Source organism: Pseudomonas sp. JBR1, assembly GCF_028198185.1.
GTDB lineage: Bacteria > Pseudomonadota > Gammaproteobacteria > Pseudomonadales > Pseudomonadaceae > Chryseomonas > Chryseomonas oryzihabitans_E.
Genome location: NZ_CP116340.1, coordinates 306,976 through 333,102 on the forward strand (window position 1 = coordinate 306,976; position 26,127 = coordinate 333,102).

Consider the following 26,127-nt stretch of genomic DNA (forward strand, 5'->3'; position numbering starts at 1 on the left):
AGACGTTGAGCGGGCTCTTAGAAACCGAGAAGCACCACCGTGATGACCGAACTGGGCCGTGGCGCCCTGCGTAAGATGGCCGTGACCCTGGCCGACCCCGTCAACTATGCCTTCCGCCTCGATGAGCGCGAGGTGCCGGTCAACCCGCTGATCGGCCGCCGCGTGCGCCTCGAATACCTGGGCGCCATCCATTGCACCCATTGCGGTCGCAAGACCCGCAAGAGCTTCAGCCAAGGCTATTGCTATCCCTGCTTCATTGCCCTGGCCCAGTGCGACAGCTGCATCGTCAGTCCGGAGAAGTGCCACTACGAGCACGGCACCTGCCGCCAGCCGGAGTGGGGCGAAGCCCACTGCATGGTGCCCCACGTGGTCTACCTGGCCAATTCCTCGGGCCTCAAGGTGGGCATCACCCGCGCCACCCAGCTGCCCACCCGCTGGATCGACCAGGGCGCCTACCAGGCGCTGCCGATCCTGAGGGTCGCCACCCGCCAACAATCCGGCCTGGTGGAAGACGTGTTGCGTAGCCAGGTGGGCGACCGCACCAACTGGCGCGCCATGCTCAAGGGCGTCGCCGCGCCGGAAGACCTGGTGGCGGTACGCGAGCGCATCTTCGATGCCTGCGCCCAGGGCCTGGACGATCTCCAGGGCCGTTTCGGCCTGCAGGCGATCCAGCCGGTGGTCGACATGGCGCCCATCGAGATCCATTATCCGGTCACGGTCTATCCCACCAAGGTGGTCAGTCATGACCTGGAAAAGACGCCTGTGGTGGAAGGCACGCTGCTGGGCATCAAGGGTCAATACCTGATGTTCGACACCGGCGTGATCAACATTCGCAAGTACACGGCCTATCAGCTGGCCGTGTCCGTTTTCGAGTAAGGATGTAAACCCATGCGCACCGACCAGCCCCAGACCATCTACCTCAAGGACTACCAGGCGCCCGAGTACCTCATCGAGGAAACCCGCCTGCGCTTCGAGCTGCACGACGACCAGACCCTGGTGCACGCCGAGCTGCGCCTGCAGCGTAATCCGGCGCGTGGCGCCGGCTTGCCGCCGCTGGTGCTGCACGGCGAGGAGCTGGAATTGCTGGCGGTCGCGCTGGACGATCAGGCCCTGGCCGCAGGTGATTACCAGGTCGAGGCGGGCAGCCTGACCCTGCAGCCGCAGGGCGAGGCCTTCGTGCTCAAGACCTCGGTGCGCATCCATCCGGAAAGCAACACCGCCCTGGAAGGGCTATACGTCTCCGGCAAGATGTTCTGCACCCAGTGCGAGGCCGAGGGCTTCCGCAAGATCACCTACTACCTGGATCGTCCTGACGTGATGAGCGTCTTCACCACCACGGTGGAGGCCGACAAGGCCAAGTACCCGATCCTGCTCTCCAATGGCAACCCCGTGGCCAGCGGTGACACCGAGGGTGGTCGGCACTGGGCCACCTGGGAAGATCCCTTCCCCAAGCCGGCCTATCTGTTCGCCCTCGTGGCCGGTGACCTCTGGTGCGTGGAAGACAGCTACCGCACCGGCAGCGGCCGCGACGTGGCCCTGCGTATCTATGTCGAGCCGGAAAACATCGGCAAGCTGCAGCACGCCATGGACAGCCTGAAGAAATCCATGCGCTGGGACGAAGAGGCCTATGGCCGCGAATACGATCTGGACATCTTCATGATCGTGGCGGTGAACGACTTCAACATGGGCGCCATGGAAAACAAGGGGCTCAACATCTTCAACTCCAGCGCCGTGCTGGCCAGCCCGCGCACCGCCACCGACGCCGCTCACCAGCGCGTCGAGGCCATCGTCGCCCACGAGTACTTCCACAACTGGTCGGGCAACCGCGTGACCTGCCGCGACTGGTTCCAGCTGTCGCTCAAGGAAGGCTTCACCGTGTTCCGTGATGCCGGCTTCAGCTCCGACATGAATTCGCCGACGGTCAAGCGCATCGAGGACGTGGCCTTCCTGCGCACCAACCAGTTCGCCGAGGACGCCGGTCCCATGGCCCACCCGGTGCGTCCGGATCACTTCATCGAGATCTCCAACTTCTACACCCTGACGGTGTACGAGAAGGGCGCCGAGGTGGTGCGGATGCTGCACACCCTGCTGGGCCCCGATGGCTTCCGCAAGGGCACCGATCTCTACTTCGAGCGTCACGATGGCCAGGCGGTGACCTGCGATGATTTCGTCAAGGCGCTGGAAGACGCCAATGGCGCCGACTTCAGCCAGTTCAAGCGCTGGTACAGCCAGTCCGGCACGCCGCGCCTGGCGGTCAGCGAGCAGTACGATGCGGCGGCCAAGACCTATCGCCTGACCTTCCGCCAGAGCTGTCCGCCCACCCCGGGCCAGCCGACCAAGGAGCCCTTCGTCATCCCGGTCCAGCTGGGCCTGCTGGATGGCCAGGGTCGCGAGCTACCCCTGCGCCTGGAAGGCGAAGCCGCAGCCCAGGGCACCGACCGGGTGCTGTCGGTCACCCAGGCCGAGCAGACCTTCACCTTCGTCGACGTGCCCGAGCAGCCGCTGCCTTCGCTGCTGCGTGGCTTCTCCGCGCCGGTCAAGCTCAGCTTCCCCTACAGCCGCGAGCAGCTGACCTTCCTCATGCAGCATGACAGCGACGGCTTCAATCGCTGGGATGCTGGCCAGCAACTGGCGGTGCAGGTGCTGCAGGAGATGATCGCCGGCCAGCCGCTGGACACCCGTCTGGTGGAGGCCCTGCGCACCGTGGCGGCGGACGAGTCCCTCGATCCGGCCATGGTCGCCGAGATGCTGTCGCTGCCGTCCGAGGCCTACCTGGTGGAGCTGTCCGAGCAGGCCGATCCGGGGGCCATCCACGGCGCTCGTCGCCAGGCCCGCCGGGCCATCGCCGAGGCCCTGCGCGACGTGCTCTGGCAGCGCTACCGCCATGCGCGCGAGGAATCGCGCGCCACGCCCTACCAGGCCAGCGCCGACCACATCGCGCGTCGCAGCCTGCAGAACGCCGCCCTGGGCTATCTGATGCTGCTGGAAGAGCCTGAAGCCCGCGATGCCGCCCTGGAGCAGTTCGAGCACGCCGACAACATGACCGAGCGCCTGGCCGCGCTGAGTGCCCTGGTCAATTCCGGCTTCGAGCAGGAGAAGGCGGAGGTGCTGGCGCGCTTCCACGAGGAATTCAAGGCTGATCCGCTGGTCATGGACACCTGGCTCAGCGTCCAGGCTTCCAGTCCGCTGCCGGGCGGCCTGGCTCGCGTCCAGGCGCTGATGGAGAACCCGGTTTTCACCCTGAAGAACCCCAACAAGGTGCGGGCGCTGATCGGGGCCTTCGCCAACGCCAACCTGGTCAACTTCCACGCCGAGGATGGCAGCGGCTACCGCTTCCTGGCCGATCAGATCATTACCCTCAACCGGCTCAATCCACAGATCGCCTCGCGCCTGCTCACGCCCCTGATCCGCTGGAAGAAGTACGGTCCCGCGCGCCAGGCCCTGATGCGCGCCGAACTGGAGCGCATCCTGGCCAGCGGCGAGCTGTCCAGCGACGTCTATGAGGTGGTGAGCAAGAGCCTGGCGTAGATCGGTTCGGCAGCGCGCCCGCTCGGGCTGCGAAATCCATAGGGTGGGCTGAGCGACGCGACGCCCAACCTGCTCGCCGCTCCAAAGCCCGACGCCCAGCCGTCGGGCTTTTTTTTGCCCGTCATCTTCCTTGCGGCTAGAGTCCAGAGATCGTCTGTCCCCCGATCCACCAGGTGGACGCGTGCACCTCGTCCCCGCGCAGGCGCCGCCTGGCTGATAGAGATGTTTTCGGCTGACGGCTGTATTCAAATCAGCTGCAGGACGAGGTGTAGCCGCCGACAGGGCAGGCGATAGGTCTCGATGGGCCACCAGGCCCACCCACCGTCAGAGAGGGAAGCGGTAGATGAATCATGCACAGCTGATGGATTGGGGCTTCGTCCTCATAACCCTGTGCAACATCCTGCTGATTGCCCTGGTGGTGTTTCTCCTGTGGCAGCGCTACGTTGCTGGCGACGCCGCGACCAAGAGCGAGGCCGCCAGCGAGGAACAGCCGCCGCCTGTTCCCGTGGCGGTAGAAAACCTGCCTGCCGACACCCCGCCGCCACAGCTGCCCACCAGCACCGCCCCGGTTGCGAACCGTAATGTCGACCTCTTCGACGAAGGTCCGGAAGAGGTCTACGACGCCAACTATCCCGAGTGGAAGAAGAGCGACGACCCCTATGTCGAGGAGTTGCTGTCGCACCGCGAAGCCCTGGAGCTCAAGGTGGACAACATGGTCATGAGGCTCACCCGCGCGCACAAGGTGGTGACCGGCCTGCGGGCGCAGAATCGCGAGCTGCGCGCCTCCGAGGCCCAGGCCCAGCGCCTGCAAGAGGAGCTGATCCGGACCCAGACCACCCTCGCCCAGATCCGCCAGGAGCGGGATGCGCTGATGGCTGAGGTAAAGCACAGCCGCAAGGCGGACGCGCTTCCACGCAGTCCGACCGACGCGGGCGCGCCATCCGCACCTTGACCGGTGATTTCCCGGGCGGTGCTTCACCAGCCATCTTGCCGCTCAGCGCATCCGTCGCGCTGAGCGGCGGTCCTTATGGCTTGTCTCTACAGCGCCCTATCCACGGTACGTAACGCTTGCCGCAACGCCTCTATCCAGATCGATGTCCAGCTGACGCGCCGTCACGACCTGATCCCAATCTGGTAGAGGCGGTAAAGGCTCTCTACGTCATGAGCGCGAGACGTTGCAGGCTGTGATGCTGGTGTGCCAGCAGGCCCGCTCAGCGTAGCGGCACGCACCCTGGTCCTGGAGGGGTTGCTCTGTCTGGTCGAAGCGGATAATAAGGTTGAAACCCGCGAGATAGAGCTTCTAAGGCTCTATTGCGCGATGCTGGAATTGCCTTTTCCCGTCATTGGGAATCGCCTTTCCTGCGCCGATGCCGAGCTATCGCAGGAATCCCGCCGTTCGGCGGTTACTGGCCAAATGACATCGGGCGCGTGATTCAAGTCTGCAGCCGAGGCGTATGTCCAAGAAGGGATAGCCGGGTACCCACAACTCAGGGATGAAGCATGAAGTTCCTCGTAGTAGACGACAGTCGAGCGGTCCAGACCATCATCAAGCGCATTCTGGTCAGTACGGGCTACAAGGATATCGAGTTGCGGGTCGCGTCCACCGGTAGTGAGGCTCTGGCCCTGCTGAGGAACTGGACGCCGAATCTGGTGCTCACCGACTGGCACATGCCCGGCATGAGTGGCCTAGAACTGCTCCAGGCGATCCGCCAGCGGGTGGGGGCCGATATCCATGTTGGCTTTGTCACCACCGAGTCCTCGGCGCGCAACATCCAGGAGGCCTACCGCAATGGCGCGGCCTTCGTCGTCACCAAGCCCTTTACCCAGGACACCTTGCAGCAGGCGGTGCTCACGGTGCTCCAGGATGGCGCCAGTGCCGAACAGGCCATCGGATCCTCCGGTCGCGAGAGCCTGCCGATGCCGACCCGCTTCAAGCCCGATCCACAAAGTATTCGCCAATTGCTCGGCCGGTCGTCCATCGTTTGCCAGATCGAGCCCATGGCTCCGATTCCGGTCGACCGCCTGGCTTTGCCCTATGTGATTGGCATCTATGGCCATCCGCAGAGCAAGGCGCTGGAAGCGGTGTGTCTGCTGGATCTCAATGCGGCCTGTATTCTCGGCGGGTCCCTCGCGGGCCTTGCTCCCGCCGCCATCCATGCCGCCATCGCCAGCGGGACCCTGAGTCGGGAGATCTACGAGAATGCTACCGCCTTTCTGGCGGACCTCAACGGCATGATCTCCGCCGGCAAGGGTGGCGCACCGCTGGTGCTCAGTACCAGCCACCTGGTGCAGAAGCCTTTCGAGAAGCTCTACAGCCTATGGCGCCAAAACAACGGTCGAGCCGATTTCAGCCTGTCCTTTCCCGAACTCGGCGACGGTTTCATCGCCTTCCTGCTGAGCTAGGGAATGGACGACTCGCGCTTCGTCGAATGGGGTTTCCTGCTGGTCACCCTGTCCAACGTATTGCTCATCGCCCTGGTCATGACGCTGCTCTGGCAACGGCTCTTTCCACCCCCCGTAGCGGTGACCGAGGACGAGGAGGCCGCCGAGCCCGGCGAGTCCCTGGCACTCGGTAGCCAGGCCGAGACCGCGGCCAGCCTGATTGACGATGCGCGGCAAGCGGATGTCGAACCCCTGGGCCAGGCCATGAGCGACAGCCTGGACCTGGTGGGCCGCCTCGACGGGGTCGAGGGTGATGACTACCCGGACTGGAAGAAGACCAACCAGCCCTATATCGACGACCTGCTGTCCCACCGCGAGAATCTGGAGTTCAGGCTGGACGATCTCAAGTCCAAGCTGGATCGAGCGCACAAGCTGATCAGCAACCTGCACGTGCAGAATCGCGAAATGCGCGGTGCGGAGGCGAAGTTGCAGCGCCTGAGTCTCGACCATGATCGGGTCCAGGGAGCCCTGCTGGAAATGCGCCGCGAGCGCGATCAGCTCAAGACGAAGGTGCAGCGGCTCGGCGAAGAGCTGCTGCGCCAGCGGCAGCAGCTGGCCCCGGCCGCTGCGCCGGAGGGGGATGGACGATTGCAGGAGGAGCTGGAAACCCTGCGTGAAAGCCTCGAAGAAGAACGCGCGAAGTTGTCGCGGACCCTGGTGGAGAAGGAGTTCATCGAGCAGGTATTCATCGACACCGATGCGGTCACCGACAACTACCAGGCCCTGCAGCGCGAGCATGCCGCACTGCAGGAGCAGTTGCGCGCGTTACAGGCCAGGCTAGCCGTCAGTCAGTCCTGATAGAGGGCATCGCGGATGGCGTCGGGGATGGGCCCGCTCATGCCGGCGATCGCCGTGTTGGTCAGGATCACCACGCTCAATTCGCGCGCCGGGTCGATGAACCAGGCGTTGCCGTAGACGCCACCCCACTGCAGGGTGCCAGGCGTCTGCGGTGTCTTCGCCAGCCGGGCATTGCGCAGCACCGCCGCGCCCAGGCTGAACCCCCAGCCAGGGGCGTCTTCGCGTTGCAGCCCTGGGATCTGATCTTCCATGAACAGCCGTTGACTGGCTGGTTGCAGCAGCTTGCCCTGGCGGAGTGCCTCCAGGAAGGCTAGATAGTCACCTGCGCTTCCTTGCATGCCGCCACCGCCCGAGGCGAAGGCGTTCGCCGAAAGGGCGCGCGCCGGGGAATAGAGGATGCCGCCCTTGGGCAGGGGCAGCAGATAGGGCTCGCTCATGGGTTCGGGGCGCGGATAGCCGTCGCGATAGGCAGTCGCCAGGCGCGCGGGGTCGGTGACGTGGAAGGTCAGATCCTGCAGCGCGAGCGGTGCCGATACCTCGCGCTGGACCACGGCGGGCAGCGGCAGCGCCGTCGCGGCGGCGATCACACCACCCATTACGTCCAGGCCAAGGGAGTAGCGCCAGTGGCTGCCGGGGCCGAAGTCCAGCGGCACGCCCGCCAGGCGCCTTAGATTCTCTTCCAGGGTCAGGGTAGCGCCATCGAGGCCGTCGGATACTCCGGCTTGGTGATAGGGACCATCCCGCTCTTCGCCAAAGCCGTAGTGCAGCCCGGAGGTATGGCTGAGCAGCTGCGCCAGGGTGGGCACGGCCGGCGTGCCGTCGCCCAGGCGCGTGGTGAAGTAGGGCAGGTAGCGACTGACGGGAGCCTGCAGGTCCAGCTTGCCCTGATCCGCCAGGCGGAGTGCCGTGACGGCCACCACCGGCTTGGTGAGGGAGGCGAAGCGGAACAGCTGGTCTTGCTGCATGGCGCGGCCGGCCTCACGGTCGGCGAAGCCGGCCGCGCGGTGATACACCACCCGTCCCTGGCGAGCGACCATGACCACGGTGCCGACGATGCGTTGCTGGGCGATGGCGCGCTCCAGGATCGGATCCAGGCGGGCGGCGAGCGCGGCGTCCTCGGCCTGGGCGAGGGGAACGCTAAGGCCGAGACCGAAGGCGCTGGCGAGCAGTAGGGAAGACATCTGGTTTAAGCTCCTGACGGATGCCGGCTGCTGGACCGGCCAAAGAAGGAATCCTCGCATGATTCGCGACATTTTGAAGATGGGTGATCCCCGACTGCTACGGGTGGCGCCGCCGGTGGCTGCCGCGCGCCTCGGCTCGGCCGAGCTGCATGGGCTGATCCAGGACATGTTCGACACCATGGCCGCCGCCGGGGGCGTTGGTCTGGCCGCGCCGCAGATCGGGGAGGACCTGCAGCTCATGGTCTTCGGCTTCGAACGCAACGCCCGCTACCCCGATGCCCCGCCCGTGCCGCTGCAGGTCTTGATCAATCCGCATATCGAGGTGCTCGATGCCAGCGAAGAGCTGGGCTGGGAGGGGTGCCTGTCGATTCCGGGTCTGCGCGGCGAGGTGCCGCGGCCGCGGCGAATTCGCTATCGCGGCGTGGACGGTGACGGCCGCCCGGTGGAGCGGGAGGCGGAGGGCTTCCATGCGCGGGTTGTGCTGCATGAGTACGACCATCTGATCGGTCGCCTCTACCCCTCGCGCATCCAGGACTTCGCCCGCTTCGGCTTCACCGAGGTGCTCTTTCCCGAGCTGACGCCGGCTGCCCAGCGCTAGGCGCTCAGGCGTCCAGCTGCGCCCGCACGGCCGCCGCGAGCTGGGCGAAGGGCACTGCCCCGTCCAGCGCCTGGGCTTCTTCGATAGGGGCTCGTGCGGATCTGAGCAGCAGGGTCGGCACGGCGGTGATGCCCAGGGCTTCGGCGCGATCCTCGGCGTGCAGCACCACATCGGTATGCTCGCCACGGGCGAGGCTGGTCTTGAGTGCCTCGCTGTCGAGCCCGTTGCGGCGTGCCAGATCGAGCAGGACCTCCAGGTCACCGATATCGCGACCCTCTTCGAAGAAGGCCTGGAAGACCGCGAGGTGGAAGGCGTCGAAGCGGTCGTGGTCGCGCGCGAACTCCGCCGCTTCCAAGGCCAGGCGGCTGCGCGGTTGTACCGGCGGCAGACGCAGCACCATGCCGTACTCGGCGGCCATGGGGTAGACCGCGCGATCCCAGGTCCGGCGCAGGTAGTCGCCCGCGGGGTCGAGGGTAGGGGTGGGATCGGGGCGTAGCTCGAAGGCATGCCATTCGATGGCAAGGCTGTCGCCGAATTCCTCCTGCAGGCGCGCCAGCTGGGGCAGTTCCAGATAGCAGAAGGGGCAGACGTAGTCGCTCCAGACATCCAGACGAACGCGCGGGGTGGCGGTCATGGCAGTGCTCCGGAAGGGCATGGTGTCCGTCGGACCGCGAGCAGGCGCGGATGTTCGGCGATGATGGATTTTCCGAGCCAGACAGACAGGCGCCGAGCACCGTCCTGTCGGTTGTTCTTCATATCTGGAAACCGAATTCCCGCCGCTCAATTGCGTGAAGTGGGTGGCGCTCCGCGATCCAGAGGCTTGCCTTGAACCAGTCTCGGCGCTCAGGTTCGTATCGCTGCACCTCTTCTTTCACGCGCTAAGGGCTATCACCTTGGGTTTTTTCGACCGCAAACTGACATTCCTTCGGCAGACCTTCTCCTACGTGGGCTGGTCGGTGTTCTGGCTGCTGCTATGGGACATCGCTATCACCGTCGACTACATGATCTTCGTCGACCAGCGGGCGCAACTGCCCAACATCCCGCTGACCCTGATCGGCTCGGCGCTGATCGTGCTGACCAGCTTCCGCAACACCAGTGCCTATCAGCGCTGGTGGGAGGCGCGTACCCTCTGGGGTGGCATGGTCAACAGCTCGCGCAGCTTCACCCGGCAGGCGCTGACGCTCATCGACGACGGCGATGAACACTTCAACGCCATCAAGACGGTCCTCATCGAGCGCCACCTTGCCTATGTTCGCTGCCTGGCCTGTCAGCTCAGCGGGGATCCCCTGCCCAAGGAGGTGCGTACCTACCTGGGCAAGGAGGAGTGGGCGATGCGCAAGGAGACCAACAACTTCGCCAACGCCATCCTCAGCGGTTCCTCCAGCCTGATCGCCCTGGAGTACCGCGCCGGTCGGCTGGACAGCATTCGCCTGGAGCGTCTCGAGGCCACCTTCGTCGACATGTCCAACTGGCAGGGCGGCATGGAGCGGATCGCCAATACGCCCTTGCCCTATCCCTATGTGAACTTCCCGCGGCTGTTCATCTTTCTGTTCTGCGTGCTGATGCCCATCGGCCTGGTGGAAAGTCTGGAGTGGTACACGCCGCTGGCCTCCACGGTGGTGGGTTTCATCTTCCTGGCGATGGAAAAGGTCGGCACCGATCTGCAGAACCCCTTCCAGCGCAGTCGGCACCAGATCACCATGGGCACCATCTGCAACACCATCGAAGGCAATCTGCGCACCATGCTGCGCGATGCCCGTGGCGGTTACGCCTCGGTCAGCGAGATCGTGCGGGATTCGCGGATGAATTCGCCGGAAAGGGATTCCGTCTGACGGCCTGGATAGCACCCGGCGGCCAGTACGGCCGGGTGCCCGAACCGGCGCTCTACTTGAAGTCCCACTGCATCTGCGCGGGGATGCTGATGTCCCGCGAGGAGTGCACGCAGACGTCCAGGTAGTCGGTGAAGCGCGGCGGGGCAGCGATGCCTTCGTCGAGCAGGCGCTGATTGTCGAACAGGTAGTTCAGGTCGGCGAAGCCGCCGTACAGCTTGAGCGCGCGCAGCACCAGGCGCGGATTGGCCGGGCCGATGCGTTCGTTGAAGTCCGCGGCCAGTTCCTTGAGGTCGGCACTGTCCACCTGCCGATAACGATCACCCACCGGGGCATCACCCATGGCACCGGCATAGGCTTCGTCGATCTCGCCAAAGGTGCAGGCGCCCGCATTACCCGCGGAGATGTGGTACAGGCTGTAGTTCAGCTTGGGCTTCAGTGCCAGTTCCACCAGGGCTTCGGCGCAGTAGTCCACCGGGATGACATCGATCTGTTCATCGAGGCCGCAGGTGAAGCGCTCCAGGGCGAAGCCCATGCGGAATACCCAGAAGATGCTTCCTGAGGCCTTGCAGCCCGAACGGCGGTGACCCACGACGATGGAGGGGCGCGCCACCACCAGCGGCAGCAGCGGCAACTCATTGCGCAACTTCAGTTCGATGGCCGCCTTGGACGCGGTGTAGTCCACCAGCTGCTGGTCCGGCTCGGGAAAGTCCCAGGTCTCGGCGACCGGCGATTCGCGCTGGGGGCCGCAGGCCATGGCGGTGCTGACATGCAGGAAGCGTTTCAAGCGACGGGACTGGGCGCAGGCCTCGGCCAGGGCGAAGGTGCCTTCGACATTGACCGGCCAGATCTTGGGGTTGCGCGAGAAGGAGGCCACGGCCGCGCAGTTGATGACCTCGTCCAGCGCCAGCAGCTGGGGCCTGGCCGCCTCGATCCACTGGGTATCGAGCAGATCGCCGCAGAGGATCTGCGCGGGTTGCAGCCGGGCGGCCAGATGTTCGTCGACGTCGTGCATGCGCAGGTTCTGCAGCAGGCGCTCCAGGCCTTCCGCCTGGGTAGCGGCGCGGACGAGGAATCTCAGGCCTTCGATATGTCCCAGCTCCAGCAGGCGCAGGGTGACGGCGCCGCCGAGAAAGCCGGTGGCTCCGGTGACGAGGATACGGTGCTGCGGGGCGGTGAACTGGATGGAGGAGACGGGAAGCGACATTGGGGAAGGCCCTGGTAGGGTGAACGTGGGCCTAACCTTAAGGTACGTCGCTGAAGGATTTATTAAGGCCGGGGAACCCCTCAAGACTGGCGTCTTTCTAGATGCTTGCCTTTACCGACCGATACCTGCCTGGAGACCCCTATGGAACTTCCCGTTCACGACCTGACGACCCTTTTCGAGCAACTGGGCCTGGATTCCGATCCGGCTGCCATCGATGCTTTCATCGCCAGCCATTCACCGCTGCCCGACGAGGTGAAGGTCTCGGAAGCCGACTTCTGGTCACCGTCGCAAAAGGCGTTCCTGAAGGACGAGATCATGGAAGATGCCGATTGGGCACCGATCGTCGACGAGCTGAACGTCCGCCTGCATCGCCATGACTAACGTACAGGGCCGAATCCTTTCGGCTCTGTAGTCCTTCCCTTTCCGCGTCTGGAGATTTGCCATGAACGCCGTCTATGCCCAGCAGCAGCCGAACGATCCGCCCGTCGCCGACGATGAAGACGAGGTAAGCGAAGAGCAGCTCGACGAATCCGTCGAGGAAACCTTTCCCGCAAGTGATCCCATTTCGCCCTGATGGATGCCTGGCGCCGTTTCGACGGCGCTGTTCCTACCCCTGATCCTGCTTTCTTGCACATTCGTCGTGCCACTTCCCTCCGCTGACCAGTCATTCGCGTTGTGACTGCTAAGGTGATCGCGTCGCGTACGCACTGCGACGGGGCACGCAAGCGGCCCAATGGATCGTTCATCGCAGGGAATCCCATGATCAAGACCTTCTTCGCCACCCTGGCCGGGTCGTTGCTCGCGCTGGCCGCGCCGCTGGCCGTCGCAGACCCCATCGTCATCAAGTTCGCCCATGTGGTCACGGACGACACGCCCAAGGGGCGCGGTGCGTTGCAGTTCCAGAAGCTGGTGCAGGAGCGTCTGGCCGGCAAGGTCAAGGTCGAGGTCTATCCCAGCTCCACCCTGGTAGGCGACGCCGACGAACTGGAGGCCTTGCGCAGCAACCAAGTGCAGATGCTGGCCCCTTCGGTCTCCAAGCTGAATACGTTGTCCAAGGCGCTCAAGATCTACGATCTCCCCTATCTGTTCGACAACCTGGAGGCGGTCAAACGCTTCCAGCGCCGTGACAAGAGCCGTGAACTGCTGGGCAGCCTGGTCACCCACGGCATCACCGGGTTGGCGTACTGGAACAACGGTGGCCGTCAGCTTTCCGCCACGCGGGAAATCCACGCGCCTGCCGATCTCAAGGGCCTGACCTTCCGCGTCGAATCTTCCGAAGTCCTCGCCGCCTACTACCAGCAGCTGGGCGCCCAGGCGGTCAAGCTACCGTTCGCCCAGGTCTACGACGCCTTGCGGACCGGCAAGGTGCAGGGCGCGGAAAATCCCTGGTCGAACCTGCTGGGCCAGAAGATCAACACCGTGCAGCCCTACATCGTCGAGGACAATCACAGCTTCTTGACCTATATGCTCATTACCAACACCAGCTTCTGGAACGCTCTGCCCTTCGAGATCCGTAGCGAAATGGAGGCGATCCTCGACGAGGTGACCCAGTCCGTGAACCGCGATGCGGAGGGCATCAACGCCAAGGCTCGCGAGCGGGTGGCGGCATCCGGCACCAGCAAGATCCTGGTGCCAACGCCCGCCGAGCGCGAGGCCTGGCGCGCCGCCGTAACGCCCCTGATCAAGAAATACGAGGGCGAGGTGGGCAGCGACGTCCTGCGGGCCGCCGAGGCGGCCAATCGGCGCTGAGATTGCACGGGCGTCCACCCTGGATTTGCGGCAAACTGGCACGGCGTCATCCCGACAACAAGAGGAATAGCCGTGCAGCACGCGGTCATCAGCGGTAGTGGGCTCTATACGCCGCCCGAAAGCATTTCCAACGACGAACTGGTCGCGTCGTTCAACCAGTGGGCCGGCCAGTGGAACGCCGAGCATGCCGACGCCATCGCCCGGGGCAGCCTGGCGCCCCAGCCGGAATCCAGCGCCGCCTTCATCGAGAAGGCCTCCGGCATCCGTAGCCGCCATGTGGTCGACAAGGCCGGCATTCTCGATCCGGCGCGCATGGTGCCGCGCATTCCCGAACGGACCAATGACGAACCCTCGATCCTCTGCGAGATGGGCGTCGCTGCGGCCCGCGAAGCCCTGGAACGAGCGGGACGTACCGCCGCCGACATCGACGGTGTCATCGTCGCCTGCTCCAATTTGCAGCGCCCTTATCCGGCGGTAGCCATCGAGGTCCAGGCTGCCCTGGGTATCCAGGGCTATGGCTTCGACATGAACGTCGCCTGCTCATCGGCGACCTTTGGCCTGCAGACCGCCGCCAACGCCGTGCAACTGGGCCAGGCCCGGGCGGTATTGGTGATCGATCCGGAAATCTGCACGGGCCACCTCAACTTCCGTGACCGCGACAGCCACTTCATCTTTGGCGATGCCGCCACCGCCCTGGTGGTGGAACGCGCCGACCAGGCCACCTCGGCGCATCGTTTCGAGATCCTCGGCACCCGGCTGTTCACCCAGTTCTCCAACAACATCCGCAACAACTTCGGCTTCCTCAACCGCGCGGCGGAGGAGGGCATGACCAATCCGGACAAGCTGTTCGTCCAGGAAGGGCGCAAGGTGTTCAAGGAGGTCTGTCCGCTGGTAGCCGAACTGATCGCCAACCACCTTGCCGAGCTGGACATTCCGGTCGAGCGGGTGTCGCGGTTCTGGTTGCACCAGGCCAACCTGGCGATGAACCACCTCATCGTCAAACGCCTGCTGGGGCGCGAGCCTGAGGCCAGTGAGGCGCCGGTCATCCTGGATACCTATGGCAACACCAGCTCGGCAGGCTCGGTCATCGCGCTGCATCTGCATCATGAGGATCTGGCCAGCGGTAGCCTCGGCGTGCTCAGCTCCTTCGGCGCGGGCTACTCCATCGGCAGCGTGATTCTGCGGAAGGTCTGATCGACGGCAGGAGTCTTCCCGGGATGACCGTTGTCGGACCTGGGAAGACATCTTGAGTAAGGGAGACCCCGTGCAGCCAGGAAGCCTGCTCCGGGTACAGCTGCGACAGCTGCGCCCCACCCAGCCCGCGATCGGTCATGACCAGGTGCTGTACAAGCTTGGCAAGTACGCCTGCGACCGGCGCAAGCTGTTCGACGACTACTGTGAAGCCAACGGCCAGCACCTGAGTGGTGGATTCCAGCCCAGCACCAGCCTGCGGTCCGCAGGCGATACCCTGGGCGCAAGGCCGCCCGGAACCTACCCGGACGAAATGAAGACCGTCGTCATAGGGCCGGAGCAGCAGCTCTATCTCACCGACGGCCACCACACCTTTTCCGCCTTCTGGGAACATCCCGGCGGTGGCCCCGAGACCTGGGTATGGGTCAGGGTCACCGACGATTTCAGTGCGTCCGCGACCATGGCGGAGTTCTGGATTCGCCTGCTGGATGAACGCAAGGCCTGGCTCAAGGACCCCCAAGGGCGGCCGATCCTGCCCGAACAGCTCCCAGCATCCCTGGGGCTCACCGCCATGGCGGACGATCCTTATCGCGCCCTGGTGTATTTCACGCGCCAGATCGGCTACGACAAGCCACGTACTCCAGACGGTCGGGTATTGCCGTCGGAATTCCTGGAGTTCTACTGGGCCGAATGGCTGCGCATGCTGCTGCCCTTGCAGGGCTACGATCTCGATGATCGCAAGCGCTACGCCAAGCTCGTCGAGCAGGCGGCCAAGTTGATGGTGGCGAACCCCGGCATGCTGATCGGCAGCTCGGGGCGTACCGCGCTGGAGATGGGCGGCTATCGAGCGGTGGACAAGAAGGTACTGCGCAAGCTTTCTGCCAGCGATGGCAAGTTCACCTACCTGCTGGCCGCCCGCGCCAAGCGTGCGGCCCTGTCCCGGGCGATCTAGCCGATTCAGGGCATAAGTGTCTGTTACTAGCAGCTTTTTTTCTCTTTGGTGTTGACAGGGGAGGCCGGGCCTCTTAACATGCGCACCGTCCTGACCGACGGGGCTATAGCTCAGCTGGGAGAGCGCTTGCATGGCATGCAAGAGGTCGACGGTTCGATCCCGTCTAGCTCCACCAAATTTCGATTTCGCCTGCGGGGGAAATCGGTAGAAGGTTTCGTCCCCTTCGTCTAGTGGCCTAGGACACCGCCCTTTCACGGCGGTAACAGGGGTTCGAGTCCCCTAGGGGACGCCATATCAGTCACGTATCCCAGACGTGGCAAGATGCTGTACTTGGGGCTATAGCTCAGCTGGGAGAGCGCTTGCATGGCATGCAAGAGGTCGACGGTTCGATCCCGTCTAGCTCCACCAATTTCGTGATCCGCAAGGGTCGCACCAGGGTAACGTCCCCTTCGTCTAGTGGCCTAGGACACCGCCCTTTCACGGCGGTAACAGGGGTTCGAGTCCCCTAGGGGACGCCATATCGGTCACGTATCCCAGACGTGACAAGATGCTGTACTTGGGGCTATAGCTCAGCTGGGAGAGCGCTTGCATGGCATGCAAGAGGTCGACGGTTCGATCCCGTCTAGCTCCACCAATTTCGTGATCCGCAAGGGTCGCACCAGGGTAACGTCCCCTTCGTCTAGTGGCCTAGGACACCGCCCTTTCACGGCGGTAACAGGGGTTCGAGTCCCCTAGGGGACGCCACACTCGAAAGAAACCGCCTCACGGCGGTTTTTTTTCGTCCGCACGAAAGCCATTCACCAGGGTCTTTCCCAGGTGCCCGTCAGGGCATTGAATTGTGTTAGACCTGTACGCCGAGTCCAAGCAAGGGGAGTGGGATGATCGTCGAGTATCTCTACAGCCTGGCCCAGGTGTCTGCCGAGCAGTGGAACGGTTTGCTGGTGGACGACCAGCCCTTTCTGCGGCATGAATTCCTCTCCACCCTGGAAGACAGTGGCAGCCTGGGGCAGGGGACCGGCTGGCAGCCGGCGCACCAGATCCTCAAGGATGCCCAGGGACAGCTGCTCGCCGCGATGCCGGCCTATCTCAAGGCGCACTCCTATGGCGAATACGTCTTCGACTGGGCTTGGGCCGACGCCTGCCGCAGGGCCGGGATCGACTACTATCCCAAGCTGCTGGCTGCCGTGCCCTTCTCCCCGGTACAAGGCGCGCGCCTGCTGGGTGAGCCAGCCGCCTGCGCGACCCTGCTCGACGCCACCACGGGCAGCCTGGCCGGTCTGGAGCTCTCCAGCCTGCACGTCAACTTCACCGACCCCAAGGCCGATGCCGTGCTGCAGGATCGCGATGGCTGGCTGGCCCGCCTCGGTTGCCAGTTCCACTGGCATAACCGCGGCTACCGCGACTATGGCGATTTCCTCGCAGCCTTGACCTCGCGCAAGCGCAAGCAGCTGCGCAAGGAGCGCGATCAGGTTGCTGGCCTGGGGGTGAGTTTCGAGTGGCGCAAGGGCGATGAGTTGAGCGAGGCGGAGTGGGACTTCGTCTATGCCTGCTATGCCAATACCTATGAGGTGCGCGGCCAGGATCCCTATCTGACGCGCGCCTTCTTCAGCCTGCTGGCGGAACGGGTGCCCGAGGCCATTCGTGTGGTGCTGGTGCGCCAGGGCAGCCGGCCGGTAGCCATGGCCTTCTACCTGAGAGACGGCGACACCCTCTATGGTCGCTACTGGGGCTGCCTGCAGGAATTCGACCAGCTGCATTTCGAGACCTGCTTCTACCAGGGCATCGAGTACGCCATCGCCGAAGGACTGCAGCGCTTCGATGCCGGCGCCCAGGGCGAGCACAAGCTGATTCGCGGCTTCGAACCTACGCTGACCCGTTCCTGGCACTACTTGGTGCATCCGGGGCTCAGAGCGGCCGTGGCCGAGTTTCTCGATCAGGAGCGAGCAGGGGTCCAGGCTTATGCCCGACAAGCCGCCGAGGCCTTGCCCTACCGCCAGGAGGATGGCGCGGCCTCATGCTGAACTATCTCTGGTTCCTGCTGGCCGCGCTGTTCGAGATCGCGGGCTGCTACGCCTTCTGGCTCTGGCTGCGTCTGGATCGCAGTCCCTGGTGGATAGTCCCAGGTCTCGCCAGCCTAGTGTTCTTCGCCCTGCTGCTGACCCGTATCGAATCGGCCTACGCCGGTCGCGCCTATGCCGCCTATGGCGGCATCTATGTGGTGGCCTCGCTGGGTTGGCTGGCGCTGGTCGAGCGCACCCGGCCGACTTGGACGGACCTGGCGGGTGGCCTGCTCTGCGTGGCCGGGGCGCTGGTGATCCTGCTGGCGCCGCGGGGCAGTACCTAGGAGGTCCGTAAGACCCTAGTCGTCGAGCAACTCGGGTGGCACGTCGCGCCTTAGCACCAGCTGGCACAGAGCGCTGTCCGGATCGAAGAGGATGACGGCTTCGCCGGTTTCCAGGGCGCGCCGGGCACGCTGGGTGCGGGTCGCCAAGGGCGTTTCGTCACCGTTGTCGGTACCGTCGCGGGTGACGAAGTCTTCCAGTAGGTTGTCGAGGGTGGCGGCAGCGAGCTGGTCGTGGGGGATGATCATGGAGAGGTGCCTGGAAAAAGGCGCCCAGGATACCCCAGGCGCGATAGTCGAACGCTATTTGCTGCTGTCGCCGACGACCTCTTCCAGGGGCGGCAGATGCGTCTGGTTGTCCATCTGGGTGTCCTCCGGCAGCAGCTGATGACCAAAGCGGTCCAGCGAACTGTCGGCGGGTTGGGCATCGCTGTCGAATACCGGTGGACTGAGCATGTAGCCGGTCAGCAGCTGACTGAGCGCCGCCAGGCTGACGATATGGGTGCGCTCGTAGCCGTGGGTGGCATCGCAGCCAAAGGCGAGCAGGGCGACCCGTACGTCCTGGCCGGAGCTGATCGCCGAGTGGGCGTCGCTGTAGTAGTAGCGGAACAGGTCGCGCCGGACCGGGATGTCATTGCGTTGCGCCAGGCGTAGCAGGTGCCGCGACAGGTGATAGTCGTAGGGGCCCGCGGAGTCCTGCATGGCGACGCTGACCCGATGCTCGTCGGACCTCTGACCCGGCGCGACCGGGGCGATGTCGATACCGACGAATTCGCTGACGTCCCAGGGCAGGGCACCGGCAGCCCCTGAGCCCACTTCTTCGGTGATGGTGAACAGCGGATGGCAGTCGATGGGTGGGGTCTGGCCGGTTTCCTTGAGCATCTTCAAGGCGGTGAGCAGGGCAGCCACGCCCGCCTTGTCGTCCAGATGGCGCGAGCTGATGTAGCCGCTGTCGGTGAATTCCGGCAGCGGATCGAAGGCGACGAAGTCGCCAACCTGCACGCCCAGCTGCTCGGTCTCGTGGCGGCTCTTGGTCACGGCATCGAGGCGTAGCTCGATGTGATCCCAGGTCACCGGCATCTTGTCGATCTCGGTATTGAAGGCATGGCCGGAGGCCAGGAGCGGCAGTACGCTGCCTCTCAGGGTGCCATCGTCAGTGAACAGGCTGACCCGACTGCCTTCAGCGAAGCGGCTGGACCAGTGGCCCACGGCCGCCAGGCCCAGGCGACCGTTGTCCTTGATCTCGCGGACGATGGCACCGATGGTGTCCAGGTGCGCGGAGACCGCCCGGTCCGGACTCTCCTTGTGACCCTTGATGGTGGCACGGATGGTGCCACGCCGTGTGAGCTCGAAGGGGATGTCGAGTTCGTTGAGCCGTTCGGCGACGTACATGACGATGGTGTCGGTGAAACCGGTGGGGCTGGGAATCGCCAGCAGGTCCAGCAGGACCTTGCGCAGGTAATCCAGATCCGGTTCAGGCAATCGATTCATAGCGGAACCTCCCGGGATAGCGGGAACAACAGGTCGATGAAGCGCTCGGCCGTGGGGCGTGGCTCGTGATTGGCCAGGCCCGGACGTTCGTTGGCTTCGATGATGACGTAGTCGGGTGAGTCGGCGGCGGGGACCAGCAGGTCCATGCCGGTGACGGGGATGTCCAATGCGCGCGCGGCCTGGATGGCCGCGTCGGCGAGCACCGGATGCAGGCTATCGGTGACGTCCTCCAGGATGCCGCCAGTGTGCAGATTGGCCGTCTTGCGCACGGCCAGGTGGATGCCGGCGGGCAGCACGCTGTCCCAGTCGTGACCGGCGCCGCGGATGGCGCGCTCGGTTTCCTCGTCCATCGGGATGCGCGACTCGCCGCCGGTAGCTGCCTGGCGGCGGCGGCTCTGGGCTTCGATCAGGTCCCTGACGCTATGCTGGCCATCGCCGACGATTTCCGCCGGGCGGCGGATGGCGGCAGCCACCACTTCGTGGCCAATGACCACCACGCGCAGATCGAGGCCCTGGTGAAAGCTTTCCAACAGCACGCGATCGTCATGGCGCTGTGCCGCCTGGATGGCGGTGGCAAGGTGCTCGGCGTCGCGGATATCCACGGCCACGCCATTGCCCTGTTCGCCATTGACCGGCTTGACCACCAGGGCGCCATGCTTTTCCAAAAAGGCAGTGTTGTCTTCCTCGCTGCCAGCCAGTTGCTGCTCCGGTACCTTCAGCCCGGCACGGGCCAGGGTGCGACTGGTCAGCACCTTGTCGGCGCAGAGGGTCATGGTCACCGCGGAGGTGAGATCGGTGAGGGATTCGCGGCAACGAATGCGCCTGTTGCCCTGGATCAGGGTGAAAAGACCCCCTTCGGCATCGTCCACCTGTACCTCGATGCCACGCCGCAGGGCTTCGTCGACAATGATCCGTGCATAGGGATTCAGCTCGGCGGCAGGGCCGGGGCCGAGGAACAGCGTCTGATTGATGCCGTTCTTGCACTTGATGGCGAAGGTCTGCAGCTGACGGAAACCCAGCTTGTCGTAGAGTCGCTTGGCTTGCAGGTTGTCATGCAGCACCGACAGGTCCAGGTAGGCCAGGCCGCGGCTGGCATAGTGCTCGATCAGGTGGCGAACCAGCGCCTCGCCGACCCCGGGCCGGCTGCACTCGGGCGAGACCGCCAGGCACCACAGCGAGGAGCCGCCATCGGGATCCCGGAAGGCCTTGACGTGATTGAGGCCCATCACCGAGCCGATGATGGCGCCGCTGTCGTCATCTTCCGCCAGCCAGTAGACCGGACCGCCCTTGTGCCGGGGCGTCAGCCGCTCGGTGTCGACGGGCAGCATGTGTCGCTGCTGATAGAGTCGGTTGATCTCGCTCCAGTCTTGCGCGGAGCAGGCGCGGCGGATACGAAAGCCGCGATAGATCCGGCGCGCCGGGCGATAGTCGCTGAACCAGACCCGCAGGGTATCGCTAGGATCGAGAAACAGCTGCTGTGGCGCCTGGGCCAGCACCTGGTGCGGTGCGGCCACGTAGAGCGCGATGTCGCGCTCCCCCGGCGTTTCGGTGAGCAGCTCCTTGGCCAGACTGGCGGGATCGGGATAGGTGTGGCCGACGAGCAGCCGTCCCCAGCCGCAATGAAGGCAGAGCGGCTGGGAGGTCGGATGATCGCCTTCCGCCAGGCGCGCCTGCAGCCGTTCGTAGGAGGGCGTCTGGGCACGCTGGAGGCGCTGGTTGTAGCTGGTCGCTTTCATGCCTTGTGCACCCTCACAGTCCGTGTTCGCTCATCCAGAGGTTGAGCGCGGCGAGTTGCCAGAGCTTGGAACCACGCAGGGGCGTGATGCGATCGGCCGGATTGGTCAGCAGGCGATCGATCTCGGCGGTGTCGAACAGGCCGCGATCCTGGCTGGGGTCCAGCAGCAGCTCGCGTACCCAGGTCAGGGTGTTGCCTTCCAGGTGCTTGAGGCCCGGTACCGGGAAATACCCCTTGGGTCGGTCGATCACCTCCTGAGGAATGACCTTGCGCGCGGCGGCCTTGAGTACCTGCTTGCCGCCGTCGCCCAGCTTGAACTCGGCGGGAATGCGTGCCGAGAGTTCGGCCAGGCGATAGTCGAGGAAGGGCACCCGAGCTTCCAGGCCCCAGGCCATGGTCATGTTGTCGACCCGCTTGACCGGGTCATCCACCAGCATCACGGTGCTGTCCAGGCGCAGGGCCTTGTCGACCCCGGCGCTGGCGCCCGGCTTGGCGAAGTGCTGACGGACGAAGGCTTCGGCGGCGTCTTCCTCCAGGCGTACACCCGCCTGCACGGTGGCGGCGTACTGGGCGTAGTCGCGGTCGAAGAAGGCGGCGCGGTAGGCGGCGAAAGGATCGGCGGCGCCATGCACCTGGGGATACCAGTGGTAGCCGGCGAAGAGTTCGTCCGCGCCCTGACCGCTCTGGACCACCTTGCAGTGCTTGGAGACCTCACGGGAGAGCAGATAGAAGGCGATGCAATCGTGGCTCACCATCGGCTCGCTCATGGCCGAGAAGGCACGCGGCAGCTGCTGGATGATCTCGTCTTCGGCGATGCGCAGTTGATGGTGGCGAGTGCCGTAGTGATTGGCGATCAGATCGGAATACTGGAATTCGTCACCGCGTTCGCCGCCGGCATCCTCGAAGCCGATGGAGAAGGTCAGCAGGTCCTTGACGCCCGAATCGTGCAGCAGGCCGACCAGCAGGCTGGAATCCACGCCACCCGACAGTAATACGCCCACCTCGCGCGCGGCGCGTTGGCGGATCGCGACGGCATCCTTGAGGCCATGCAGGACCCGCTCGGCCCAGTCGTCCAGGGTGTAGCGGCGCTCGTCTTCACGGGGGCCGTAGTCCAGGTTCCACCAGGTCTCCTGATGCTGCTGGCCCGAGGCATCCACGGTCATCCAGGTCGCTGGCGGCAGCTTCTGCACGCCCTTCAGAATGGTACGCGGCGCTGGCACCACGGCATGGAAGTTCAGGTAGTGGTTGAGCGCGACCGGATCGATGCTTGTGTCGACGTCGCCGGCTTCCAGCAGGGCAGGCAGGCTGGAGGCGAATCTCAGGCGCTTGTCGGTGAACGATAGATACAGCGGCTTGATACCCAGGCGATCCCGGGCGATGAACAGTCGACCGCTGTCCCGCTCCCAGATGGCGAAGGCGAACATGCCGTTGAGCTTGGGCAGCATATCCTTGCCCCAGGCGTGATAAGCCTTGAGCAGGATTTCGGTGTCACCCCCGGAATAAAAGCTATAACCCTTGGCTTCCAGCTCGGTACGCAGTTCCGGATAGTTGTAGATGGCGCCGTTGAACACCATGGACAGACCCAGTTCCGGCTCGATCATGGGTTGGCCCGAAGCTTCCGCCAGATCCATGATCTTCAGCCGGCGATGGCCCAGGGCGACCGGTCCCTGGCTGTGGAAGCCCCAGGCATCGGGTCCGCGCTGTTCGAGGCGGTGGGTAATGCGCTCCACCACGCTGATGGCTGCGGGTTGTTGATCGAAACGAAGCTCTCCGGCGATGCCGCACATGGTTCTGTGCCTCTTGAATCCTTGGGATGCGGCGCGGTGAGTTCAATCCCGAACCCGGCGTGCGCATCCAATGCGTGTGGACTTCTCGCGATCCTTGAGAAGCCAATGCAAGGGCGCTGTGCGTGTGGGAGGCGTGGAGCGGACAGGTCGTCTGTCTGGCGCTCCAGGTCTGAACGCACGCATCGACCGACAGCAGGTCTCAGAGAGGGTGGGGTGCCGCCGGTCAGGGCCTCAGGTTACGAGCCCCGGGCACGGCGGATGGTTCCATGCGAATGGCCGTGGCTGCCGCCACCGTCACAGGTGGTGCTGCCGGATCGGCTTCAATATGTTATAATGTATCTTTAATGTGCCGAAGACATCCTGTCATCGGTGCTCCAGATCAGGAGAGCCTTCATGAGACCCGGTATCCATCCCAACTACCGTCCTGTGCTGTTCCACGACACCACGTCGGACACCTATTTCCTGATTCGCTCCACCGCCGAGAGCGACCGCACCCAGGAATACGAAGGTCAGACCTATCCCTACATCAGCCTCGACGTGTCCAGCGCCTCCCACCCGATCTACACCGGCGAGCAGCGTCAGATGAAGGTCGAGGGCCGCGTCTCGAGCTTCAACAAGAAGTTCGCCGGCTTCCCGGGTGGCAACAGCAAGTAAGCGTCCCACGAGCAGCGCGCCGACTCAGCGCGCGCTGCTGACCCCTTCGAGGGTGGCGAAGGAGGTGTCCTTGGCGGTCAGCAGGAAATCCTGCATGAAGGGCGCCTCCAGCATGTCTTCGCGGATCGCCGCATAGAGCGTCGCGTAGAGTCCCTTCTCTCCCAGTCGGCGCGCCGTGACATAGCCGCGTGAGCTGTATTCGTGGATCGCCCAGTTGGGCAAACAGCAGACCCCGCGACCCGACGCCACCAGTTGCAGCATCATCACCGTCATTTCCGCCGTGCGAATCGACAGCGGCTCGACATCGGCCGGATCGAGAAAGCGGGTGAAGATATCCAGGCGATCGCGTTCCACCGGATAGGTGATCTGGGTCTCCTGAGCGAGATCCTCGGGCACGATGAAGGGACGCTGTGCCAGCGGATGCTGGTTGGCCACCGCCAGCAGGGCTTCGTAGGTGAACAGCGGCACGTAGGTGACGCCCGAAAGATCCACCGGATCGGCTGTCACCACCAGATCCAGATCGCCTCGGGCCAGGGCGGGCAAGGGGGCGAAGGAGAAACCGGAGGCCAGGTCCAGCTCCACTTCCGGCCAGGAATCACGAAATTGATCGATGGTGGGCATCAGCCATTGGAAGCAGCTGTGGCATTCGATGGCCATATGCAGCCGTCCCGCCGTTCCGCCCACCAGTCGTGCGAGGTCTCGCTCGGCACTGCGCAAGTGGGGCAATACCGCATCGGCGGTCTGCAGCAGCCGCAGGCCGGCACTGGTGAAGCGGATGGGCTTGGTCTTGCGAATGAACAGCGGGGTGCCCAGGCGCTCTTCCAGTTCCTTGAACTGGTGGGAGAGGGCGGATTGGGTCAGGTGCAGACGCTCAGCTGCTTCCACCAGGCTGGAGGATTCGCGGAGAGCATGCAGGGTTTTCAGGTGGCGAAGTTCGAACATGGCGCTGGCACTGGACATAAAGGCGCATCATGAAGACTTTTCATGGTGCTGCCTATGCTCTACCGCGCTCGGCAAGCTGTTGCAGTGTCTAGCGCCGTGGAAAAACATGTCGATCCCTGAGCGGATAGCCCGCTCAGGGACAGGCTTCTTCAGGCGGCGTTACTGTCTTTTGCGGCTTGGGCCGGTTCCGAATGCGCGAGGAAGTCTTCCAGCGCAGCCCGCTCGGCATCGGTGAATACCAGGCCCAGCTTGGTCCGCCGCCAGAGCACGTCATCGGCACTTGTGACCCATTCGTAGCGTTGCAGGTATTCCACCTCGCGCACATGGAGATCAGCGCCCAGCACCGCACCCAGGTCCTCGACCGAGCGCGAATCACCCAACAGTGTCCAAACGCGACTGCCGTAGGTGGTCGCCCAGCGCTGCGCCAGGGCGGGCGTCAGGCCATTGACCTTGTCCAGCAATTCACGAGTCAGCGCCTGCGGCGTGGTCATGTTTTCGCCACCGGGCAGCGGTGAGGAGGCTGTCCAGCTGGTGCCCAGCTTGGGGAAGAAGGGCTGCAGCTGCGCCATCGCCGACTCGGCGAGCTTGCGGTAGGTGGTCAGCTTGCCACCGAATACCGACAGCAGTGGCGCGCCCTGTTCTTCAGCCAGCGACAGGGTGTAGTCGCGGGTGATGGCGGAAGGATTGTCCGACTCGTCGTCGCACAGCGGACGGACGCCGGAGAAGGTGTGCAGGACGTCGTCACGGCTGAGTTGCTTGCGGAAGTGAGCATTGGCCACGCCCAGCACATAGTCGATTTCCTGATCGGTGATGGTCACCTTGGCCGGGTCGCCCTGGTATTCGCGATCCGTGGTGCCGACCATGGTGTACTGGCCCAGGTAGGGAATGGCGAAGACGATGCGGCGGTCTTCGTTCTGCATGATGTAGGCCTGGTCGCCTTCATACAGCTTGGGCACGATGACATGGCTGCCCTGAATCAGGCGGATGCCATAGGGCGACTTCTGCTGCAGGTCCTGGCGAATGAAGCTGGCGACCCAGGGGCCTGCCGCGTTCACCAGCGCCTTGGCACGAATCTGCCGACGGCCCTGGGGGCCCTCGATCTCGACGTCCCAATGACCATCAACCCGACGGGCGCTGACGCAACGGGTGCGGGTCACGATGTCGGCACCCTTGTCGCGCGCCTGCATGGCGTTGAGCACCACCAGGCGGGCATCGTCCACCCAGCAATCGGAATATTCGAAGCCGCGCTTGATCTCGGCCTTGAGCGGCCCTTGCGCGTCGAACTTGAGACCACGGGAGCCCGGCAACTTTTCCCGCTTGCCCAGGTGGTCATAAAGGAAGAGGCCAGCACGGATCATCCAGGCCGGCCGCAGGTGCGGGCGGTGCGGCAGGACGAAGCGCATGGGCTTGACGATATGCGGCGCCTTGGCCAGCAACACCTCGCGCTCGGCCAGGGCTTCGCGCACCAGGCGGAATTCGTGGTGTTCCAGATAGCGCAGCCCACCATGGATCAGCTTGCTGCTGGCGGAAGAGGTGTGACTCGCCAGATCGTCGCGTTCACAGAGAAACACCGACAGTCCACGACCCGCTGCATCGGCCGCAATGCCTACGCCATTGATGCCACCACCGATGACGGCGAGATCGTAAGTCCGGGGAGTTGCAGTGGATGCCTGGGCCATGATGCCTCCTGTGAAACGAACAT

24 protein-coding genes and 6 tRNA genes are annotated in these 26,127 nt (G+C 64.4%); 21 read left to right on the top strand and 9 right to left on the bottom strand.

Annotated elements, in window-relative coordinates; genetic code table 11:
- Window positions 1-42 precede the first annotated feature (42 nt).
- The 5 genes from PJ259_RS01495 to PJ259_RS01515 all read left to right on the top strand — a co-directional run bounded on the left by PJ259_RS01495 (window position 43) and on the right by PJ259_RS01515 (window position 6,768).
- Window positions 43-876, top strand: a complete 834-nt coding sequence (locus PJ259_RS01495; protein WP_271655818.1) for a DUF2797 domain-containing protein — start codon at window positions 43-45, stop codon at window positions 874-876.
- 12 nt (window positions 877-888) lie between these two features.
- Window positions 889-3,528, top strand: coding sequence for an aminopeptidase N (pepN, locus tag PJ259_RS01500; protein WP_271654457.1), 2,640 nt, complete (start codon window positions 889-891; stop codon window positions 3,526-3,528).
- Window positions 3,529-3,871: 343 nt separating this feature from the next.
- Entirely contained in the window at window positions 3,872-4,480 is a 609-nt protein-coding gene (locus PJ259_RS01505) for a hypothetical protein (protein ID WP_271654458.1), read from the top strand.
- Window positions 4,481-5,028: 548 nt separating this feature from the next.
- Complete coding sequence (locus tag PJ259_RS01510) at window positions 5,029-5,931, top strand: response regulator (protein WP_271654459.1); 903 nt, start codon at window positions 5,029-5,031, stop codon at window positions 5,929-5,931.
- Between the two features lie 3 nt (window positions 5,932-5,934).
- Window positions 5,935-6,768, top strand: a complete 834-nt coding sequence (locus PJ259_RS01515) for a hypothetical protein (RefSeq protein WP_271654460.1) — start codon at window positions 5,935-5,937, stop codon at window positions 6,766-6,768.
- Here the strand turns inward: PJ259_RS01515 and PJ259_RS01520 are convergent.
- Window positions 6,759-7,949: a serine hydrolase domain-containing protein gene (locus PJ259_RS01520; RefSeq protein WP_271654461.1), complete on the bottom strand. Its 1,191-nt coding sequence runs from the start codon at window positions 7,947-7,949 to the stop codon at window positions 6,759-6,761. The two genes, PJ259_RS01515 and PJ259_RS01520, sit on opposite strands and share 10 nt — an antisense overlap.
- A 58-nt stretch (window positions 7,950-8,007) precedes the next feature.
- Between PJ259_RS01520 and def the strand changes: the two genes are divergently transcribed.
- Window positions 8,008-8,547 (top strand): peptide deformylase, encoded by a 540-nt coding sequence (gene def, locus PJ259_RS01525; protein WP_059314398.1) that lies wholly within the window; start codon window positions 8,008-8,010, stop codon window positions 8,545-8,547.
- A gap of 4 nt (window positions 8,548-8,551) precedes the next feature.
- Here def and PJ259_RS01530 read toward each other — a convergent pair whose 3' ends face one another.
- Window positions 8,552-9,181, bottom strand: coding sequence for a DsbA family oxidoreductase (locus PJ259_RS01530; RefSeq protein ID WP_271654462.1), 630 nt, complete (start codon window positions 9,179-9,181; stop codon window positions 8,552-8,554).
- 259 nt (window positions 9,182-9,440) lie between these two features.
- On the opposite strand from PJ259_RS01530, the gene PJ259_RS01535 reads away from it, so the two are divergent.
- Window positions 9,441-10,379, top strand: a complete 939-nt coding sequence (locus PJ259_RS01535) for a bestrophin family protein (RefSeq protein WP_271654463.1) — start codon at window positions 9,441-9,443, stop codon at window positions 10,377-10,379.
- Window positions 10,380-10,431: 52 nt separating this feature from the next.
- Here PJ259_RS01535 and cprA read toward each other — a convergent pair whose 3' ends face one another.
- Window positions 10,432-11,583, bottom strand: a complete 1,152-nt coding sequence (gene cprA, locus PJ259_RS01540; RefSeq protein WP_271654464.1) for a cationic peptide resistance protein CprA — start codon at window positions 11,581-11,583, stop codon at window positions 10,432-10,434.
- Between the two features lie 141 nt (window positions 11,584-11,724).
- Between cprA and PJ259_RS01545 the strand changes: the two genes are divergently transcribed.
- The 13 genes from PJ259_RS01545 to PJ259_RS01605 all read left to right on the top strand — a co-directional run bounded on the left by PJ259_RS01545 (window position 11,725) and on the right by PJ259_RS01605 (window position 17,819).
- On the top strand, window positions 11,725-11,964 hold the full coding sequence (locus PJ259_RS01545; protein ID WP_017641794.1) for a DUF2789 domain-containing protein: 240 nt from the start codon (window positions 11,725-11,727) through the stop codon (window positions 11,962-11,964).
- A 61-nt stretch (window positions 11,965-12,025) separates the two neighbouring features.
- Window positions 12,026-12,157, top strand: coding sequence for a hypothetical protein (locus tag PJ259_RS01550; protein WP_257721112.1), 132 nt, complete (start codon window positions 12,026-12,028; stop codon window positions 12,155-12,157).
- A gap of 185 nt (window positions 12,158-12,342) precedes the next feature.
- Window positions 12,343-13,332: a DctP family TRAP transporter solute-binding subunit gene (locus PJ259_RS01555; protein WP_271654465.1), complete on the top strand. Its 990-nt coding sequence runs from the start codon at window positions 12,343-12,345 to the stop codon at window positions 13,330-13,332.
- A gap of 72 nt (window positions 13,333-13,404) precedes the next feature.
- Entirely contained in the window at window positions 13,405-14,526 is a 1,122-nt protein-coding gene (locus tag PJ259_RS01560) for a beta-ketoacyl-ACP synthase III (protein WP_271654466.1), read from the top strand.
- A gap of 70 nt (window positions 14,527-14,596) precedes the next feature.
- Window positions 14,597-15,475 carry a ParB/Srx family N-terminal domain-containing protein gene (locus PJ259_RS01565; protein ID WP_271654467.1) on the top strand — a complete coding sequence of 293 codons (879 nt, stop codon included), beginning with the start codon at window positions 14,597-14,599 and terminating at the stop codon, window positions 15,473-15,475.
- Between the two features lie 99 nt (window positions 15,476-15,574).
- A tRNA-Ala gene (locus tag PJ259_RS01570) sits at window positions 15,575-15,650 on the top strand.
- A 41-nt stretch (window positions 15,651-15,691) separates the two neighbouring features.
- Window positions 15,692-15,767 (top strand) — tRNA-Glu (locus PJ259_RS01575).
- A gap of 40 nt (window positions 15,768-15,807) precedes the next feature.
- A tRNA-Ala gene (locus tag PJ259_RS01580) sits at window positions 15,808-15,883 on the top strand.
- A 34-nt stretch (window positions 15,884-15,917) separates the two neighbouring features.
- Window positions 15,918-15,993 (top strand) — tRNA-Glu (locus tag PJ259_RS01585).
- 40 nt (window positions 15,994-16,033) lie between these two features.
- Window positions 16,034-16,109: transfer RNA gene (locus PJ259_RS01590), tRNA-Ala, on the top strand.
- Window positions 16,110-16,143: 34 nt separating this feature from the next.
- Window positions 16,144-16,219: transfer RNA gene (locus PJ259_RS01595), tRNA-Glu, on the top strand.
- A 134-nt stretch (window positions 16,220-16,353) separates the two neighbouring features.
- On the top strand, window positions 16,354-17,496 hold the full coding sequence (locus PJ259_RS01600; protein ID WP_271654468.1) for a GNAT family N-acetyltransferase: 1,143 nt from the start codon (window positions 16,354-16,356) through the stop codon (window positions 17,494-17,496).
- Entirely contained in the window at window positions 17,490-17,819 is a 330-nt protein-coding gene (locus PJ259_RS01605; RefSeq protein WP_271654469.1) for a YnfA family protein, read from the top strand. Before PJ259_RS01600 ends, PJ259_RS01605 begins: the two co-directional genes overlap by 7 nt.
- 15 nt (window positions 17,820-17,834) lie before the next feature.
- On the opposite strand, the gene PJ259_RS01610 is transcribed toward PJ259_RS01605, so the two are convergent.
- From PJ259_RS01610 to PJ259_RS01625, 4 genes are read right to left on the bottom strand one after another with little or no spacing between them, the layout of a single operon-like run.
- The gene (locus tag PJ259_RS01610) at window positions 17,835-18,065 is read right to left on the bottom strand and encodes a YheU family protein (RefSeq protein WP_007162735.1); all 231 of its coding nucleotides are present in this window, start codon (window positions 18,063-18,065) and stop codon (window positions 17,835-17,837) included.
- 54 nt (window positions 18,066-18,119) lie between these two features.
- Entirely contained in the window at window positions 18,120-19,307 is a 1,188-nt protein-coding gene (locus PJ259_RS01615; protein ID WP_059314406.1) for an osmoprotectant NAGGN system M42 family peptidase, read from the bottom strand.
- A complete protein-coding gene (gene ngg, locus PJ259_RS01620; RefSeq protein WP_271654470.1) occupies window positions 19,304-21,043 on the bottom strand; it encodes an N-acetylglutaminylglutamine synthetase in 1,740 nt (579 codons plus the stop codon). Before ngg ends, PJ259_RS01615 begins: the two co-directional genes overlap by 4 nt.
- Window positions 21,044-21,056: 13 nt before the next feature.
- The gene (locus tag PJ259_RS01625; protein ID WP_271654471.1) at window positions 21,057-22,829 is read right to left on the bottom strand and encodes an N-acetylglutaminylglutamine amidotransferase; all 1,773 of its coding nucleotides are present in this window, start codon (window positions 22,827-22,829) and stop codon (window positions 21,057-21,059) included.
- A gap of 393 nt (window positions 22,830-23,222) precedes the next feature.
- Between PJ259_RS01625 and PJ259_RS01630 the strand changes: the two genes are divergently transcribed.
- The gene (locus tag PJ259_RS01630; protein ID WP_059314409.1) at window positions 23,223-23,483 is read left to right on the top strand and encodes a type B 50S ribosomal protein L31; all 261 of its coding nucleotides are present in this window, start codon (window positions 23,223-23,225) and stop codon (window positions 23,481-23,483) included.
- A 24-nt stretch (window positions 23,484-23,507) separates the two neighbouring features.
- On the opposite strand, the gene metR is transcribed toward PJ259_RS01630, so the two are convergent.
- Window positions 23,508-24,425, bottom strand: a complete 918-nt coding sequence (gene metR, locus PJ259_RS01635) for a transcriptional regulator MetR (protein ID WP_145005882.1) — start codon at window positions 24,423-24,425, stop codon at window positions 23,508-23,510.
- Between the two features lie 149 nt (window positions 24,426-24,574).
- The gene (gene glpD, locus PJ259_RS01640; protein ID WP_271654472.1) at window positions 24,575-26,104 is read right to left on the bottom strand and encodes a glycerol-3-phosphate dehydrogenase; all 1,530 of its coding nucleotides are present in this window, start codon (window positions 26,102-26,104) and stop codon (window positions 24,575-24,577) included.
- Window positions 26,105-26,127 lie beyond the last annotated feature (23 nt).